Genomic DNA, 16,403 nt, shown 5'->3' on the forward strand with positions numbered 1-16,403 from the left:
CGGCCACTGGGCGATGATCGAGCACGCCGCCGAGTTCAACCGCCTCGTCACCGGCTTCCTGTCGCACAACTGAACCGATCGGACCGTACTTCCATGACCACCTACGACACCGACGTCGTTGTCGTCGGGGCCGGCCCGGTCGGCCTCACCCTCGCCAACCTCATCGGCGTGCGCGGCCACCGCGTCACCGTACTCGAGGCCCGCCACGAGCTCATCGACTACCCGAGGGGCGTCGGACTCGACGACGAGTCCGTGCGCACCCTGTGCACCGCGGGCCTGTGGCAGCAGATCCAGCCCTACACCGTCCCCCACCACGTGGTCCGGCTGGTCAACGGCGAGGGCCGGGTGCTGGCCACCAACGACCCGGGGACGCAGGAGTTCGGCCACCCGCGCAAGCACGGCTTCATCCAGCCGCTCGTCGACCGGGAACTGGCCGCCGGACTCGGCCGGTTCCCCGGCGCCGCCCTGCGCTTCGGCCACCGCGTGGTGGGCCTGCACGACCACGGCGACCACGTCACGGTCACCGCCGAGCGGCTCGACGCCGCGGGGGAGCCCGCCGGGACGGTCACCGTCACCGCCCGCTACGCCGTCGGCTGCGAGGGCGGCAGCTCCTTCACCCGCAAGTGGATGGGTGTCGGCTTCGAGGGCCGCTCGCCCTCCACCCGCTGGGTGGTCATCGACGTCGAGAACGACCCCGTCGGCACCCCCTCGGTCTACCTCGGCGCCGACCCGCGCCGCCCGTACGTGTCCATCGGCCTGCCCCAGGGCGTGCGCCGCTGGGAGTTCATGCTCCACGACGACGAGCCCACCGAACGCGTCGACGACCCCGCGTTCGTGCACGCCCTGCTCGCCCGGCACGTCCCCGACCCGGCCGCGCTCACGGTCATCAACCAGCGCACCTTCACCCACCACGGCCGCGTGGCCGCCGACTTCCGCAAGGGCCGTGTCTTCCTCGCCGGCGACGCCGCCCACCTGATGCCGGTCTGGCTCGGCCAGGGCTGGAATTCCGGCATCCGCGACGCCACCAACCTCGCCTGGAAACTCACCGCCGTCCTCGCCGGCGACGCCGGCGACGCGCTCCTGGACACCTACACCCCGGAACGCCGCAAGCACGCCTGCGACATGATCGACGTGAACATGGCCGCCGGCACGGTCATGAAGATGGGCCGCTTCGCGGGCAGGCTGCGCGACGCGTCCGCCGCGGCACTCAACCTCGTGCCGAAGTGGAAGTCGTACTTCACCGAACTGCGCTTCAAGCCCATGCCCCGCTACGACAGCGGCGTCGTCGCCGACCAGGCCACCCTCACCCCCGGCAGGGCGCGCCCCGGGTTCAAGCACGGCCGCCTGGCACCGTTCACGGACTCGGCGGGCCGGCTGTCCCCCGTCGGGCTGCAGTTCATCCAGCCGCGCGTCAACACCGCCACCGCCACCGGCGTCCTGCTCGACGAGGTCACCGGCGCCTGGTGGACCCTCGCCACCTGGGGCACCGACCCGACCGCGTTCCTCTCCCCCGCCGACCTCGCGCTCGTGCGCCGCCACCGCGTCCGCCTGGTCTCCTTCATGCCCGAGACCCAGCGCGCCTGGGCCGAGGAGCGCTACGCCGCCTCCCCCGCGCCGGTCACCGTCGTCGGCGATCCGGACGGGGTCCTGAAGAACTGGTTCGACGTCCGCGCCTGCGGCCTGGTCATCCTGCGCCCCGACCGTTTCGTGGCCGCCGCCTCCCTCACCCAGCAGGCCTCGCGGGCCCTGGCCGCCGTCGTCCGGGCGGCGTCGCTCACCACCGAAGGAGACGGGAGATGAGCCTCGCCCTCGTCACCATGTCGCACAGCCCCCTGCTGGACTACGCGAACCCGCCCGCCGAGGTCACCGAGGCCGTCCAGGGCGCCTTCACCGCCGCCCGCGCCTTCACCGCGGACTACGACCCCACCCTGGTCGTCTCCTTCGCCCCCGACCACTACAACGGCTTCTTCCACGACCTGATGCCGCCGTTCTGCATCGGCTACCAGGCTCTCGGAGTCGGCGACTACGGCACCGCGCAGGGTCCGCTGGACGTGCCCGCGGCGCGCGCCGAGGAACTGGCCCAGTGGGTCGCCGGACACGACGTCGACGTGGCGATCTCCCGCCGCATGGAGGTCGACCACGGCGCGGTCCAGCCGCTGGAGATCCTCTTCGGCGCCATCGACGCCGTGCCCACCGTCCCCGTCTTCGTCAACGGCGTGGCCCGCCCGTTCGTGAGCATGCGCCGCATCCGCCGCCTCGGCGAGGCGATCGGCTCCTACCTCGCCGCGCTCGAGGACGAACGGGTCCTCGTCATCGGCTCCGGCGGCCTCTCCCACGACCCGCCGGTCCCGCAGTGGGCCACCGCCGACGACCGGACCCGGGCCATGCTCCTGAACGGCCGGCACCCCACGGCCGCGGCCCGCGACGCCCGGCAGCAGCGGGTCATCGACACGGCGGCCGCCTTCGCCGCGGGCACGGCCGCCATCCGGGACCTCAACCCCGCCTGGGACCGGGCCCTGATGGCGACACTCGCCTCCGGCGACCTCACCCCCGTCGACGCGATGACCCCCGAGCGGATGGCCGAGGACGCCGGCAACTCCTCCCACGAGGTCCGCACCTGGATCGCCGCGTTCGCCGCCCTCGGCGCCGCGGGACCCTACGACGTCACCTACCAGTTCTACCGGCCCGTCCGGGAGTACATCGCCGGCTTCGGCGTCATGACAGCCCGCACCAGGCCCTGAAACCGCTGCGAGGCACGGCACCGCGCGGCCGCGAAGCCCGAGGCGCTGCCTCGCCCCGGGCTTCGCGGACACCGTGTTCCCAAGCTCGTCGCCGGCCGGGGGTTCCCACGCCGTCCCGGCCGGGCGGGAGGACGCGGCGAACGACCCGAGGCGGGCGGGAGGACGCGGCAAACGCCCGAGGCGGGCGGGAGGGCATGGCGAACGGTCTGGGGCGTGCGGGAGGACGCGGCGGACGGCCTGGCTGGGCCACGGCGCCGGCCACCGTCTCGGCCACGGCGGACAGCGCGCCGGCGCCCCGGCCGGCGGCGGGCCACCGACCGCCGGGCGGATCTTCGCGGCGCACTCCCCCGCGTGCCGGTGCGGGCAGCCCGCACACGGCACGCGGGGGCGGCCGCGCGCGCCCGTCCGGGCTTCCCGTGCCGGCGTGTCCCCGCAGGCACCGGCCAGGACCGGCCGCGGACCGGCCCCGTTAGGGTCGGGGCATGACGTCACTCCTTGCCGGCAGCGCATTCGACTCGCTCCGCCTCGACGCCGTACGCGACCCGCGGGAGCTGCGCGAGGCCTACGCGCTCCCCGGCGCCGCGGCCGTGCGCAAGCAGACGAGCGAACTCACCGAGCAGACCCGGCGGTTGATCGGCTGCTCGTCACTGGTCCTCATCGCCAGCGCGGACACCGAGGGCAACTGCGACGTGTCCCCGCGCGGCGGTCCCGCCGGGTTCGTCTCCGTCCTGGACGCACGGACGGTGGCGATACCCGACGCGACCGGCAACAAGCGCCTGGACACCCTGCACAACGTCATCGCCACCGGACGGGCCGGACTGCTGTTCGTCATCCCGGGACGCGCCACGACACTGAGGGTGAACGGCCGGGCCTGTGTCTCCACCCGCCCGGGACTGCTGTCGCAGCTGACCGCCGTGGGCAGACCACCGGCCAGCGCACTGGTCCTGGGGATCGAGGAGGTCTACCCGCACTGCCCCAAATCGCTCCTGCGCAGCGGAGCCTGGGAACCGGAACGATGGCTGCCGGCGAGCGCCCAGCCCACCTCGGCCGAGGTGACACTGGCCCAGCTGCGGATGCCGGAACTGACGATCGCCGACATCGAGCAGGCGGAAGCGGACTCGCTGAGGTACCGCTACGAGTGACGGACGGCGCGCCCCGCGCGGACGACGACCGGGGCCGCCTCCTCCTGGTCCTCGCCGTGCCCCTGGCCCTCCTCACCCTCGTCGCCGCGTACTTCCGCCGGACGGCCCTGCGCATCCGCCCCTGCGGGCCATGGGACGACGACGCGTACGCGGGCATCGTCCTGTCGTGCGTCCTGGCCATCGCAGCCGCCGCCGCGGCGGCGGCCGTGTGGGCACTGCCGCCGGTGCGCCGGGTCATGCCCTGGTGGTGGACGGGACCGGCCCTGCTGCTCGCAGCGGTCGCCGCGGTGCGCTGGGCGACGGGCACGTGAACCGGCCGGCGCACGCCCGCAGGGTGCAGGGGCACGGCCGTCGGCGAGCCGGCCACAGGCGCGCGTCCCGCTCGCGTGCGGCCGGGGCGTGAGCGGCGGGTCCGGCGCGGCCGGTCTCCCGCTGCCGCGCGCCGGCCGCGCGGCGATGTCCCGGCCTCGCGGGGAGCCGCCGCTGTGCACGCCCGTTCCTCAGCCGGCGACGACGCCCCGGCCGGAGGGCGAGTGGAGCTGTTCGCGGGCCGGTTCACCGCAGTGGGCGCAGACGACGGCGGCCTGGAAGCGGTGGCCGCAGGCGTGCTGCAGGCGCATCGGCGGGTCCTCGGCGTTCAGGTGCCGGTCGCCCCAGGCCATGAGGGTGAGCAGGACGTCGTTGAGTTCCGCGCCCGCGTCGGTGAGGTGGTACTCGTAGCGCGGGGGATGCTCGCTGTAGCGCTCGCGGCGGACGATGCCCGTGGCCTCCAGCTTGCGCAGCCGGGCGGTGAGGATGTCACGCGGTGCCCCGGTGTTGCGGGCGATCCCCTCGAACCGCCGTACGCCGTGGCTGAGTTCGCGTACGACGAGGAGGCTCCAGCGCTCCCCCACGAGGTTCAGGGTGTCGGTGATGGAGCATTCCCGGGGCGGCATGGCGTCTTCTCCCCACCTTGTCCCTCGGCGCGGCCGGTGTGTTCGGCTGAGAGGATATCCGGGGGCGCTCTTCTGGGGCGGGGCGGGTGGTGCTGCCCGCGGGAAGACACGGTTCACCGCGGCACACGGGGGCCCGGCGGCGGCCCGTGTCGGCCGCTTCCCTCGACGGGCGTCCGGCTGCGGCGAGTCGTGTACTTCCGCGGGTGCGGTGACGTGACGGTCGCGGCCGCGCGGGCACGGGTGGGCAGGAGCCGGCCGGGCCCGCGCGGTCGCGGTGGTGCGCGCGTGCCGCGGCATGGGCTCGCCGGGTGCCATGCAGTCCCGCGGCCAGGCCAGGTCCTGGTCCACCGGCGGCGGCGCCATCGGGCGGATCGCCCCGGGCGGCGGGCCTCCCGTGGCACCGGCGCCGGGCCTGAAGCACCCCGCGGGTCCCTTCGCCGGGCCCGGCCGCGCCCTGTGGTTCGCCACCGCGCCTGCCCGCGGGCCGGATCACCGCGGCCGGCACGCTCGCGCTCCGGCCGGTTCCCGCTGCCCGTGCACGGCGCGCCACCGGTGTCCCGGGGCCGCATGCCGGGCGGGAGCCGCGGGGAGACTCGTCCGGTGAGCGACGTGAACGAGAACGGCCGCGCGTTCTTGCTGCGCCGGGGCCTCGTGCTGGAGTACGTGACCCTGGGCTGGAACGTGGCCGGCATCGTCGTGCTGGCCGTGGCGGCGGTCGCGGCGCGATCGGTGGCGCTGGCCGGGTTCGGGCTGGACTCCCTGATCGAGATCGGCGCGTCGATGGTGGTGGTCTGGGAGCTGTCCGGCACCGGCGGGGAGCGGCGGCGCCGTGCCCTGCGGCTGATCGGTGCCGGCTTCGCCCTGCTGGCGGTGTATCTGCTGGTGCAGTCGACGTGGGTCCTGGCCGGCGGGTGGCGTCCGCGTCCCTCGCCGCTGGGGATCGGGTGGACGGCGGTGACCGCGGTGGTGATGTTCGCCCTGGCCTTCGGCAAGGACCGCACCGGTGCCGCCCTGGACGATCCGGTGCTGACGGCGGAGGGCCGGGTCACCCTGGTCGACGGGCTGCTGGCCGCCGCGGTGCTCCTCGGTCTGGTTCTCAACGCCCTGGCCGGCCTGTGGTGGGCGGACCCGGCCGCCGGCTATGTGCTGGTGTACTACGCGGTCCGCGAGGTCAGGGAGATATACGGGGAGGGTTGTGGGGCACCCCGCTGACGGACAAGGGCGCGGGCCGGGGGCCGGGGCCGGGCAGGCGGTTTCCGTGCGCTGACGGCGTCCCGGCGCCGCCGGATGGGCCGGTGGCAGTCGTGGTCGCCCCGGCCAGTGCTCGGCCGCACGCAGGCGACACGCCGCGGCGAAGGCCCCCGCTCGGCACGGCGGCCGGGGCCCGCTGCTCTCCGGGGCGGCGGCCGCCCGCTCCCGCTCTCGCCGGCGCCTGTCCTCGCCGGGCTTCGGCGCAGCGGTGGCGGGCCGTACGGTGCGGAAAACCGCCTTCCCGCGGGGCGCAGTGGCCGGAGAGGGTGAGGCATGCGCCCGGACGAATGGCACCTCACCGAAGACGCCGACGGCTTCCTCGCCCGCACCGGCGCGTTCCTGCGCTCGCGGCCCGTGCGGCACATCGTGACGCTGGGCGTGTTCGAGGGGCTCGGGGCGTGGCGCGCGGCCCCGGACGGCCCGCGGGCCTCCCCGGTGTTCGGGTGGCTGGAGCGGGCGGGTGAGGTCGGTGCGACCTTCTACCATCTGCCCTCCCGGGGCATCGGGCTCACTCCCCTCACCCCCGCACAGGCCGACGGCCTCGCCGCCCGGCTGGCCGGCCTCGGGTACGTGTTCCCCTACGTCAGCGCGGACCAGGACACCGCGGCCGCGTTCGCGGCGGCGTGGCGGCGCCACGCGGGGGTGACGGCGGAGGCCGGTGTGCGGCTGTGCCTGTACCGGCTCGGGGAGCTCACGCCGCCGCGGCCTGCCCCGGCGGGGCGGGGGCGGGCGGTGGGCGAGGGCGACCGGGAGCGGCTGATGGAATGGTGCCGCCGGTTCGCGGCGGATGTCGGGGAGGACGTGACCATCGACGCCGGCACATGGGCGGGGACGCGGTTCGCCGGGAAGCGGTACACGTTCTGGGAGTTGCCGGACGGCACGCCGGTCTCCATGGCGGGGAGGAAACCGCTGGTCGCCGGGGTGGCCCAGGTGGATCCCGTCTACACCCCGGACCGCTTGCGCGGGCGCGGCTTCGCGGGGGCGGTGACGGCCGAGGTGAGCCGGGCGGCGCTGGCCGCGGGCGCGAGGGAGGTGGTGCTGTTCACGAACGCGGCCAATCCGACGAGCAACGCCCTCTACCAGCGCCTGGGGTTCGTGCGGGTGAGCGGCTGGGCGGTGTGGGACTTCGCGCAGGAGGCGGGGGGTCGGTCGCGTCCGTAGCCGGACGGGGGCCCGCCGGCGCGGTGCCGGGGACGGGGCGGCCTCGCTCGCCGTGGGGGGCGGCACCCGTCCGGGTGGTGTCGCGGCGGGCCTGCCCGGCGAAGACCGGTCCCCGGCAGGCCGGGGCCGTGGCAGCGCGCGCAGCCAGTGATCCGCGGGAGCGGACCGGAGGCGCTGGGCACGGGCGTCGGCCCGGGAACGACACGGCCTCGCTCGCCGTAGGCGGCGGCCGTCCGGGTGGTGTCGCGGCCGGCCTGCCCGGCGAAGACCGGTCCCCGGCCGTGGCGGCGCGCGCAGCCAATGGTCTGCGGGAGCAGGCCGGTGGCGCTGGGCGCGGACGTCGGCCCGGGGACGGGGCGGTTCGCGTTCCGGGCTGGGGCCGGCGCGGGCGTCGGGGTGTCGCGCGGCGCGCGGGCGGGCCGTGCGGGGCCGGGGTCCGGCCGGCCGCGGGTGCCCGTGCCGGGGGCTGCCCGGGGGTCGTGTCGCCGGCGGGTGGTTCGCTGTGGCGGCCGCGTCCCGGGAGTGTGCCGGGACGGGGGGCCGGTCAGGGGGTGGTGGGGTCGAGCCATTCGCCGGTGGCGGAGCCGAAGCGGCCGGCCGCGTGGTCGAAGATGATCTCGCCGCGGCGGACGGTGATCTCGGGGCGGCCGGTGAGGGTCCAGCCTTCGTAGGCGGACCAGCCGCATTTGGAGCGGATGGTGTCGGGGGTCGGGCACCAGGTGGCGTCGGTGTCGAGGACGACGAGGTCGGCGTCGTGGCCGGGTGCGATGCGGCCTTTGCGGGCGGCGAGGCCGAAGAGTTCGGCGGGGCGGGCGGCACAGGCGGTGGCGACGAGGGTGAGGAGGTCGTCCAAGGGGTGGTCGGGCAGGCGGCGGCGCAGGCCGGTGAGGAGGACGGGCAGCAGTTCCTGGACGCCGGGCAGGCCGGGGGGTGCGTCGGCCGGCGGGCGGGTCTTCTCCTCGATGGTGTGGGGGGCGTGGTCGGAGCCGATGGTGGCCAGTTCGCCGGTGGTCAGGGCGTGCCAGAGGCGGTCCTGGTCGGCCTGGGTGCGGATGGCGGGGCTGATGCGGGTGCGGGCGCCGGTGCGCCGGGTGTCGTGGTGGGTGAAGGAGAGATGGTGGGGGGTGGTTTCGAAGGTGACGGGCAGGCCGGCGTGGTGGGCGGCGGCGAGCAGGTCGCATTCCTCGGCGGAGGAGACGTGCAGGATGTGGGCGCGGGTGCCGTGGGCGCGTACGAGGTCGAGGACGCGGGCGACGGCGATGAGGGCGCCGCTGCGGGGGCGGTGCGTCTCGTAGTCGCGGTAGGTGCGGGGGGTGCCGAGGTAGTCGTCGAGGAGGCGGAAGACGGTGTTGTCCTCGGCGTGCAGGACGACGCGCAGGTCGCGGTCGGCGGCGACGGCGAAGATCCGGTCGAGGGTGGCGGGGTCGTGGATGACGTCGGGGGCGGTGTGGTGGCCGGCCATGAAGACCTTGACGGAGGTGGCGATGCGCGGGTCGAGGTCGGCGAGTTCGCCGAGGGTGTGGGGGGCGACGCCCATGTGGAAACGGTAGTCGACGAGGGAGGTGCCCTTGATGAGGTCGGCCTTGGCGTGGGCGGCCTGGGTGCTGTGCAGGGGTGGGCGGGTGTTGGGCATGTCGATGACGGTGGTCACGCCGCCGGCCGCGGCGGCTCTGCTGCCGTGGGCCCAGTCCTCCTTGTGGGTCAGGCCGGGCGTGCGGAAGTGGACGTGGGAGTCGATGAGTCCGGGCAGGACGTGGCGGCCGGCGGCCTGGATGCGGGTGGCGGCCCGGGTGGGGGTGTGGGGTGGGAGGAGGGCGGCGATGCGGCCGGCGTGGACGGCGACGGTCGCGGCGCGTACGCCGTCGGGGGTGACGAGGCGGCCGCCTTCGATGACGAGGTCGTAGGGCCGCGGGTGCGCGGTGGTCAGTTCCATGGGGTGGTCACCAGCTCTCGGCACAGGTCGTTGGTGGGGCCCATCAGGGCGACGGCGCGGGCGTCGCGGCTGATCCGGTTCACGGGGTGGCCGCGCAGGAAGGCGGCGCTGCCGATGAGGCGCTGGGCCTCCAGGCAGGCTTCTTCGGCGAGGGCGGAGGCGGCGAGTTTGCTGTGCAGGGTGAGTGTTCCGGGGTCGGGGCTGTCGCGGCGGCCGGCGCTGTCGACGATGGCGCGGGCCTGGGCGACGCGGGCGGCGAGGTCGGCGAGGCGGTGGCGTACGGCCTGGGGGGTGGGTCCGCCGTGTTTGCGGGTGTGGGCGCAGGCGAGCCGGTAGGCGGATTCGGCGATGCCGACGGCGACCGCGCCGAGGCTCGCGCCGGTCTCGCGGACGCCGCGGATGATGTCGGCGGCCTTGCCCTCGGGGCCGAGGACGGCGTCGTCGGGGACGGTGCAGGCGCGTAGTTCGACGGTGCCGGTGGCGGAGGCGCGCATGCCGACGAGGTCCATGCTCGCGTGGGCGGTGAGGCCGGGGCGGTCGGCCTCGACGAGGAAGAAGGTCTGTCCGTCGCTGCCGTAGGCGGTGTCGGTGCGGGAGGGGGGTGCGCTCTGGGCGAGGACGAGGTAGAGGTCGGCCAGTCCGGCGCCGGTGGTGAACGCCTTGGTGCCGTCCAGGCGCCAGCCGCCGGGGACGCGGACGGCCGTGGTGCGGATGGTGCGTTTGTCGGCGCCGGCGCCTTGTTCGCTCCAGGCGGAGGCGGCGAGCCAGCGGCCGTCGGCGAGGCGGGGCAGGCAGCGTTCGCGTTGTCCGGCTGTCGCCCATTCGGTGATGCGGGTGCTGACGGCCCAGTGCTGGAACAGGATGATCGCCACCGACGGGTCGGCCTCGGCGATCAGTTCGGTCAGGCGGTTGACCAGCGGGGCGCCGCCGTCGTGGCCGCCGTGTTCGCAGGGGATCGCGGTGGCCAGGATGCCGCTGGTGCGCAGGGCGTCCAGGACGGGGGCGGGCAGGCGCGCGTGGTGGTCGGCTTCGGCGGCGTGGGTTTGCAGGGTGGTGAGCAGGTCGGCGTAGCGGGCGGCGAGGCGAGGGCGTGGGGCGAGGGCGTTCAAGTCCGTGGCGGCAGGCACAGGTCGGCCTCCTTGGGTGTCTCGTGGAGGGCGGTGGGGATGGGGAGCGGGCCGGTGAGGATGCGGGCGCGTTTGCCGTGCACGCTGGTGCGGGTGAGGGCGGGGCCGGCGGGGGTGTCGGTGGTGGTCACGGTGACGGTCCGGGGGCCTCCGGGGGATTGCAGTTCGATACGGCGTGCGTGCCGGCCGGCGGGCTCGTGGTGGGGGGCGAGCCGGGCGGGGAGGGTGCCGGGGAGGGTGACGGCGACGCCCAGGCAGACGGCGCCGGTCAGGGCGAGGGTGGGGTGCCAGGCGGGTACCGACAGGGCCCGGACGGCGAGGGGGCCGGGTCCGTAGGCGCCGATGGCGGCGATCTTGGGGAAGGCGCCGGTGGGGGGATGGCCGAGGAGTTCGGCCGCCGCGGCGCGCAGGGCGCGCAGTTCTCCGAGGGCGCTCTCGCCGGCGGTGAAGAGGGCGGGGCGGTCGGGCAGGTCCAGGTCCCGGGCGTCGACGAAGACGTAGGGGTTGCCCGCGGTGACGAGGGAGGCGCGCAGCGTGCGGGGGCCGGCGGTGAGTTCGTCCACCGGGTTGCCGGTCGGCAGGAGGCTGTCGAGGAGCGGGGCGGGGGTGTGGACGAAGTGGAGGCTCATCTCGGTCTCGTGGTGCGGGCCGCGGTCGGTCTCGCAGACGACGTGGGCGTCGTTGTTGGTGACGTGCACCCGGACCGGTTCGCCCGGTGTGAGGGAGGTGAGGCCCTGGTTCCCGGCGACGAGGGTGGCGCAGGCGAGGGAGTGGCCGCAGTTGCCCTCGGTGTCGAAGCCGTCGCCGGGCAGGCACTGGACGAAGCGGAACTCCAGGTCGGCCAGCGGGTGGCGGGAGGGGGCCACGAAGGCGATCTTCATGATGTGGGTGCGGCCGGTGCGGATGAGCCAGTCCCGTGCGGCCGTGAGTGCGGCGCGCAGGGCCGGTCCGTCGTCGAGGGGGGTGCTGGTGGGCAGGACGAGGGTGGGGCAGGGGGCGCCTTCGGCTTGTGCGAGGTATCCGATCACCCGGTGGTCTCCTGGTCGGCCGGCCTGCCCGCGCCCGCCACCGCCGCCACGCCCGCGCCCGCGCCCGCGCCTGTGGTGGTGTCCGTTCCGGTGGTGGTGTCCGTGCCGGGGGTGGTGAGGAAGCGGTCGAGCCACAGCTGGTGGACCAGCAGCGCCCAGATCGCCAGTGCCGTCCGGTTGGAGGGCCGTTCGGCCTGCTCGGTGAACAGCCGCTGGACGCGGGCGGGTTCGAGTCGGCCGTCCTGGCGCAGGCGGGTGGTGGACAGGGTGTCGCGGGCGTGGGTGAACAGGGGTGTGCCGGGGCGGAGCATGGCGGTCACGGGCAGGGTGAAGGGCTGTTTGGGGCGGTCGAGGACCGCGCGGGGCAGCAGGTTGCCGGCAGCGGTGTGCAGGACGTGTTTGCCGCGCCGCGCGGTGACTTTCAGGGCGGCGGGCAGGGCGCGGGCGTACTGCTGGACGGTGGGCTGGCAGTAGGGCAGGCGTACTTCGACGGCGGCGGCCATGGACATGTGGTCGACGCGCCGCAGGTGGTAGGCGGGCATGCGGGTGCCCGTCTCGAATTCCGTGAGGGTGTGCAGGCGTTCGCCGTCGCCGGCGCGGAGGCGGCGGGCCAGGCGCTGGGTGGCGGGGCCGCGGTCGTGGACGAAGGCCCGGTAGTCGGCGCGGTACAGCTCTTCGCGCAGTGCCTGGGGGACGGCGGCCAGGGCGTCGGCGTAGCCGTCGGCCCAGGGGTGGTGCGCGGGTGCGCGCAGGGCGTGGGTGACGCGGTCGTAGCCGGCGAAGAGTTCGTCGGCGGCGTCGCCGGTGAGGGCGACGGTGAAGCCGGCGTCGCGGATCTGGCGGAAGAGGGCGAGGGAGGAGAGGGTGATCGGGTCGGCGTTGGGCTGTCCGAGGTGGCGTACGACGTCGGGCAGCAGGTCGGGGAAGGCGGCGGGGTCGATCTCGACCTCGTGGTGGTGGGCGCCGATGCGGTGGGCGACCTGGCGGGCGAAGTGCCGTTCGTCGCCGGGCCAGGGGCCGCCCTTGTAGCCGATGGTGAAGGTGTGCAGGGCGGGGTGGGCTTCGGCGGCGAGGGCGGCGATCAGGCTGGAGTCCAGGCCGCCGCTGACGACGGCGGCGACGGGGACGTCGGCGCGCAGCAGGCGGTGTACCTGGTGGCGCAGCCGGGTCAGCAGGTCGGCGGCGGCGTCGGGCAGGGGGATGTCGAGGGGGTCGGGGGTGGTGGTGCGGCGGATGAGGCGGGGGCGGGTGGTGGGGGTGGCGACGAGGGTGCTCGCCGGGGGCATGACGTGGATGTCCTCGAACATGGTCTGCTCGCCGAAGGGGGTCTTGGTGGCGAGGTACTCCTCCAGGCCCGGTTCCCACACCCGCGCGGTGACCTGGTCGAAGGCGAGCAGGGCGGGCAGTTCGGAGGCGAAGGTGACGCGTCCGGTGCGGGGGTCGTGCTGGTAGTAGAGGGGTTTCATGCCCATGTCGTCGACGGCGAGGACGAGGGTGGGCTCGTGGCGGGTGTCGACGACGGCGATGGCGTACATGCCGTCGAGGTGGTCGGTGAAGGCGGTTCCGTACTCGGCGTAGAGGGCGGGCAGGACGGAGCCGTCGCAGTGGTCGGGGATGTGGTGGCCGCGGGCGCGCAGGCGGGTGCGCAGGTCGGTGTGGTTGTAGATCTCGCCGTTGAAGACGACGGTGATGTGGGGGCCGAGCCGGTAGGGCTGGGCGCCGCCGTGGGGGTCCATGACGGCGAGGCGGTTGCTGCCGAGCGCCCAGGCGGGCCCCGTCGCGTTCGTCTGGGCGTCGGGGCCGCCGTGGTGCTGGGCCGCGGAGGCGGCGGTCAGCTCGTGCGGGTGGGTGGGGGTGTTGAACTGTCCGTGGATGCGGCACATGGGCCGGTCACCGGACTTCGCCGGACACGCGGGCCCGGTCGTAGAGGACGGGGTCGAAGGGGGTGGGTCCGCCGCAGGTGACGAACCGGTCGGCGGGGTGGGTGTCGGGCAGTCGGGTGCCGTGCGGGACGCCGGGCCGGGCGAAGAGGATGTCGCCGGCGGCCGCGTCGATCCAGCGGTCGTGGAGGTAGAGCTGGCCGCTGCCCTCGAAGGCGATGAACGCTTCTTCGCTGTCGGGGTGGACGTGGACGTTGAAGTACTCGCCGGGGCGCATCATGCCGCAGTGCAGGCACAGCTGGGGTGTGCCGGTGCCCGGCCAGAACACGAAGTTCATGGTGGCGGTGCGTTCGCTGGCCGCGCTGTGGCCGGTGCCGGAGAATCCGGTCAGCTGTGTCTCGTCGTTGTCGAGGCTGCTGAATCTGCGGGGTGCGGTGCCGTGGCGGCGGCCGGGCAGCAGGTGTGAGCGCCAGAGGTAGGCGACGAGTTCCCCGTCGTCGGACGCGGTCAGCGCGCAAGGGTCGCCGGTGGGGGCGTAGAGGGCGCCGCCCCGGGCGAGGGGGGCGTGCCGGGGGCCGGAGCGGCCGTGGCCGTGGCCGGCGAAGACGACGGCCACGTTCTCCTCCTGCGCCGTGTGGGGTGGCTGCCAGGTGGCGCCCGCGGGGATGCGGACGACGTCGAGGCGGATCGTTTCGGCGCCGAGGTGCGGTCCGACGGCCTCGGCGACCTGGCAGGGCCCGGCGGGGCGGAAGAGCAGGTCCTGGGCTTTGAGGACGGCTCCGTGGACGGGGTGCCCGGCGGTCGGCCGGGTGGCGGGGCTAGTCATGGTCGGCGAGACGGCCGCCGGTGGCCCAGTGGGAGCGTTCGACGTCACGGACGATGACGGTGACGGCCTGCACGGGGCAGTTCGCGATCCGTGCGACCGTCTGCGACACCTCCTCGACCAGTTCCTTGCGGGCGTCGTCTTGCTGGCCGGCCCACCAGTCGACGGTGACCACGGGCATGAGGGCTCTCCTTGTCGTGAACGGTCGTGAAAGGTCGCGAGCGGTCGTGAGGGGTTGTTCGTGCGGTGGGGGTTGGTGGTGCGGGGGTCAGACGACGTCGGCGGGCAGGCCGGCCGAGCGGTAGAGGGCGGGGTCGTAGGGCACGGGCCCGCCGACCGAGATGAACCGGGCGTGCTCGTCTGGGCCCTCGGGGTGGCGGGTGCCGTGCAGGACTCCGGCGCGGGCGAAGACGCCGTCGCCGGGGCTCATGTCGAACCACTGGTCGCCGAGGAAGAACTGGCCCTGGCCGTGCAGGGCGAACAGGGCGTCCTCCGCGCCGGGGTGGCCGTGGATGTTGAACGTGTGGCCGGGGGCGGCGACGCCGGTGTTCACGCACAGGTAGGCGCAGCCGTTGCCGGGCCAGTGCGGGAAGTTCATGTAGGCGCGCTGTTCGCTGCCGACGGGGGCGATCTCCCCGGTCCCGGCGAAGTCCCTGATCCCGGCGGTGGTGTCGTGCACCGTGTTGAACAGGGTGGGTGCGGTGCCGCGGGGGGCGTCGTCGGGGAGGTCGCCGCGCCAGAAGTAGACGGTCAGTTCGTCGTCGTCGGCGGTGAAGGAGAGGGGGTGCCCGGTGGGTGCGTAGGCGGTGGAGCCCTTCTCCACGGCGTGGGTGCGGGTGCCGATGCGGGCGGTGCCCTTTCCGGTGAAGACGACCGCGGTCACTTCCTGGCCGGTGTAGGCGGCGGGTTCCCAGCGGGCGCCGGCGGGGATGCGGACGACGTCGACGCGGACGAAGGCGGCGCCGGTGTGGGGGCCGACGGGGCGGCTCACCAGGACCCCGTCCACTTTGTCGAACTCCAGTTCGCTGCCGCGGATGAGGATGCCGTAGTCCTTGTAGGCGCTCATGTGCTTCTCCTTCGCAGGGGCTGGTCCGGTTGGCGGGGGATGGTCCGGTTCGTGGGGGCGGGGCGTCGGGGGCGGATGCGCCGGGGCGGGTTCAGGGGGCGACGGGTTCGGCGAGGCGGCGGGTGAGGACGTCGGCGTGGGCGTGGGGGGCGGCGGTCAGCATGCGGTCGAGGGCGGGCAGCAGTCCTTCGCCGTGGGTGGCGAGGTAGAGGGGGAAGGAGGGACGGGCGCCCGCTTCCCGCAGCTCGGCGAGGAGGGGGGCGGGTAGGGGGGCGACGGTGTCGAGGCTGACCGCGGACATCCCGAGGAACTGCGGGAAGGGCTCCTTCTCGCCGATGCGGTCGAGGAAGGGGGCGAGGACGTCGGCCATGGCGGCCTCGTAGCCGGCCATCCGTTCGGTGCCGATGGTGGCGCTGAGTCCGAGCCGGTAGGAGTGCCACAGGTTGAGGTAGTTGGGGCAGATCAGGGTGGTGCGTACGTCGTGCGGGTCGGGGGCGGGCAGCCGGGCGGCCTCGGCGCGGTCCGCTTCGCGCAGTTCCAGGTCGTCGCCGATCACGCGGAGGGTGAGCTGGTGGTCGTACATCGCCTCCCGCCACAGCGGCAGTGAGGCCGCGGTCAGGGAGTGGACGTTCATCAGGTCGAGGGGGATCTCCACGGTGGCGTCGGGGAGGTGGAGGCCGGCGCGGCGTTCCAGGGCGAGGCGGTAGAGCATGGCGAAGTAGGCGTAGTTGGTGGCGTGCTTCGCCAGGTTCAGGGCCTCGCTGTCGGCGGCGGTCATGCCGTCTTCGCGGGGGTCGATGGGGGGGACGGGCTGGGCGAGGAGGATCTGGTGTTTGAAGCGGGGCTGTTTGCTGAAGAGGGGAACGCGGACCAGGCGGCCGCGGTCGTCGCAGCGCCACCACACGTGGGGTTTCCAGCGGTTGTCGCTGAGGTTGTTGTGGGTCAGCAGGGTGCGCAGGTGGCTGGCTCCGGCGGCGTCGGTGCCGGTGCGTCCCCGGGTCATCAGGCGCAGGCAGAACCAGGGGAAGGTGAGCATCGGCGCGAACGCGTTCATCGCGACGTGGGTGGAGCTGTGCACCACCATGGGCGAGGTGACGAACCGGTGGAGGGAGGCGTCGTCCCAGCCCAGCAGCCGTCTCATCCGCTCGCGTTCGGCCGGGGGGGCGTGGTGGACGCGGTCCTCGCAGGAGCGGACGAAGTCCGCCAGGTGCTGGCGGCGCCGGCGTACCTCGCTGCCGGGCGCGCCCGCCGGGCGGAAGGCGGCCAGGGTGTCGCGGAGGGTGGGAGGCATGCGGGAACCCTTCGGGTGTGGTGGT

At 74.7% G+C, this 16,403-nt stretch carries 15 protein-coding genes; 6 read left to right on the forward strand and 9 right to left on the reverse strand.

Going from position 1 to position 16,403, the window contains the following annotated elements; genetic code table 11:
- Nucleotides 1-93 precede the first annotated feature (93 nt).
- From mhpA to QSK45_RS34040, 4 genes are all read left to right on the forward strand, one after another.
- On the forward strand, nt 94-1,800 hold the full coding sequence (gene mhpA, locus QSK45_RS34025; RefSeq protein WP_285562776.1) for a bifunctional 3-(3-hydroxy-phenyl)propionate/3-hydroxycinnamic acid hydroxylase MhpA: 1,707 nt from the start codon (nt 94-96) through the stop codon (nt 1,798-1,800).
- Nucleotides 1,797-2,741 carry a 3-carboxyethylcatechol 2,3-dioxygenase gene (locus QSK45_RS34030; protein ID WP_285562777.1) on the forward strand — a complete coding sequence of 315 codons (945 nt, stop codon included), beginning with the start codon at nt 1,797-1,799 and terminating at the stop codon, nt 2,739-2,741. Before mhpA ends, QSK45_RS34030 begins: the two co-directional genes overlap by 4 nt.
- Nucleotides 2,742-3,223: 482 nt before the next feature.
- On the forward strand, nt 3,224-3,883 hold the full coding sequence (locus tag QSK45_RS34035; RefSeq protein ID WP_285562778.1) for an MSMEG_1061 family FMN-dependent PPOX-type flavoprotein: 660 nt from the start codon (nt 3,224-3,226) through the stop codon (nt 3,881-3,883).
- Nucleotides 3,880-4,194: a hypothetical protein gene (locus tag QSK45_RS34040; protein ID WP_285562779.1), complete on the forward strand. Its 315-nt coding sequence runs from the start codon at nt 3,880-3,882 to the stop codon at nt 4,192-4,194. Before QSK45_RS34035 ends, QSK45_RS34040 begins: the two co-directional genes overlap by 4 nt.
- Nucleotides 4,195-4,383: 189 nt before the next feature.
- Here QSK45_RS34040 and QSK45_RS34045 read toward each other — a convergent pair whose 3' ends face one another.
- A complete protein-coding gene (locus QSK45_RS34045; RefSeq protein WP_285562780.1) occupies nt 4,384-4,818 on the reverse strand; it encodes a winged helix-turn-helix transcriptional regulator in 435 nt (144 codons plus the stop codon).
- A 600-nt stretch (nt 4,819-5,418) separates the two neighbouring features.
- Here QSK45_RS34045 and QSK45_RS34050 point away from each other — a divergent pair.
- On the forward strand, nt 5,419-6,030 hold the full coding sequence (locus tag QSK45_RS34050; RefSeq protein ID WP_285562781.1) for a cation efflux transmembrane domain-containing protein: 612 nt from the start codon (nt 5,419-5,421) through the stop codon (nt 6,028-6,030).
- Nucleotides 6,031-6,342: 312 nt separating this feature from the next.
- On the forward strand, nt 6,343-7,230 hold the full coding sequence (locus tag QSK45_RS34055; protein WP_285562782.1) for a GNAT family N-acetyltransferase: 888 nt from the start codon (nt 6,343-6,345) through the stop codon (nt 7,228-7,230).
- Nucleotides 7,231-7,774: 544 nt separating this feature from the next.
- On the opposite strand, the gene QSK45_RS34060 is transcribed toward QSK45_RS34055, so the two are convergent.
- The 8 genes from QSK45_RS34060 to QSK45_RS34095 all read right to left on the reverse strand — a co-directional run bounded on the left by QSK45_RS34060 (nt 7,775) and on the right by QSK45_RS34095 (nt 16,378).
- Nucleotides 7,775-9,163 carry a dihydroorotase gene (locus tag QSK45_RS34060; protein ID WP_285562783.1) on the reverse strand — a complete coding sequence of 463 codons (1,389 nt, stop codon included), beginning with the start codon at nt 9,161-9,163 and terminating at the stop codon, nt 7,775-7,777.
- Nucleotides 9,154-10,290 carry an acyl-CoA dehydrogenase family protein gene (locus tag QSK45_RS34065; protein ID WP_285562784.1) on the reverse strand — a complete coding sequence of 379 codons (1,137 nt, stop codon included), beginning with the start codon at nt 10,288-10,290 and terminating at the stop codon, nt 9,154-9,156. The genes QSK45_RS34060 and QSK45_RS34065 overlap by 10 nt, the downstream gene beginning before the upstream one ends.
- On the reverse strand, nt 10,269-11,318 hold the full coding sequence (locus QSK45_RS34070) for a PrpF domain-containing protein (RefSeq protein WP_285562785.1): 1,050 nt from the start codon (nt 11,316-11,318) through the stop codon (nt 10,269-10,271). Before QSK45_RS34070 ends, QSK45_RS34065 begins: the two co-directional genes overlap by 22 nt.
- Nucleotides 11,315-13,201, reverse strand: coding sequence for an asparagine synthase (glutamine-hydrolyzing) (gene asnB / locus QSK45_RS34075; RefSeq protein ID WP_285562786.1), 1,887 nt, complete (start codon nt 13,199-13,201; stop codon nt 11,315-11,317). The genes QSK45_RS34070 and asnB overlap by 4 nt, the downstream gene beginning before the upstream one ends.
- A gap of 7 nt (nt 13,202-13,208) precedes the next feature.
- Nucleotides 13,209-14,024 carry a cupin domain-containing protein gene (locus QSK45_RS34080; RefSeq protein ID WP_285562787.1) on the reverse strand — a complete coding sequence of 272 codons (816 nt, stop codon included), beginning with the start codon at nt 14,022-14,024 and terminating at the stop codon, nt 13,209-13,211.
- Nucleotides 14,017-14,202, reverse strand: coding sequence for a tautomerase family protein (locus QSK45_RS34085; protein ID WP_285562788.1), 186 nt, complete (start codon nt 14,200-14,202; stop codon nt 14,017-14,019). The genes QSK45_RS34080 and QSK45_RS34085 overlap by 8 nt, the downstream gene beginning before the upstream one ends.
- An 87-nt stretch (nt 14,203-14,289) precedes the next feature.
- A complete protein-coding gene (locus tag QSK45_RS34090) occupies nt 14,290-15,087 on the reverse strand; it encodes a cupin domain-containing protein (protein ID WP_285562789.1) in 798 nt (265 codons plus the stop codon).
- Between the two features lie 91 nt (nt 15,088-15,178).
- Nucleotides 15,179-16,378, reverse strand: coding sequence for a hypothetical protein (locus tag QSK45_RS34095; protein WP_285562790.1), 1,200 nt, complete (start codon nt 16,376-16,378; stop codon nt 15,179-15,181).
- Nucleotides 16,379-16,403: the final 25 nt, after the last annotated feature.

Source organism: Streptomyces hygroscopicus subsp. hygroscopicus (genome assembly GCF_030269125.1).
In the GTDB taxonomy this organism is placed as follows: domain Bacteria; phylum Actinomycetota; class Actinomycetes; order Streptomycetales; family Streptomycetaceae; genus Streptomyces; species Streptomyces hygroscopicus_C.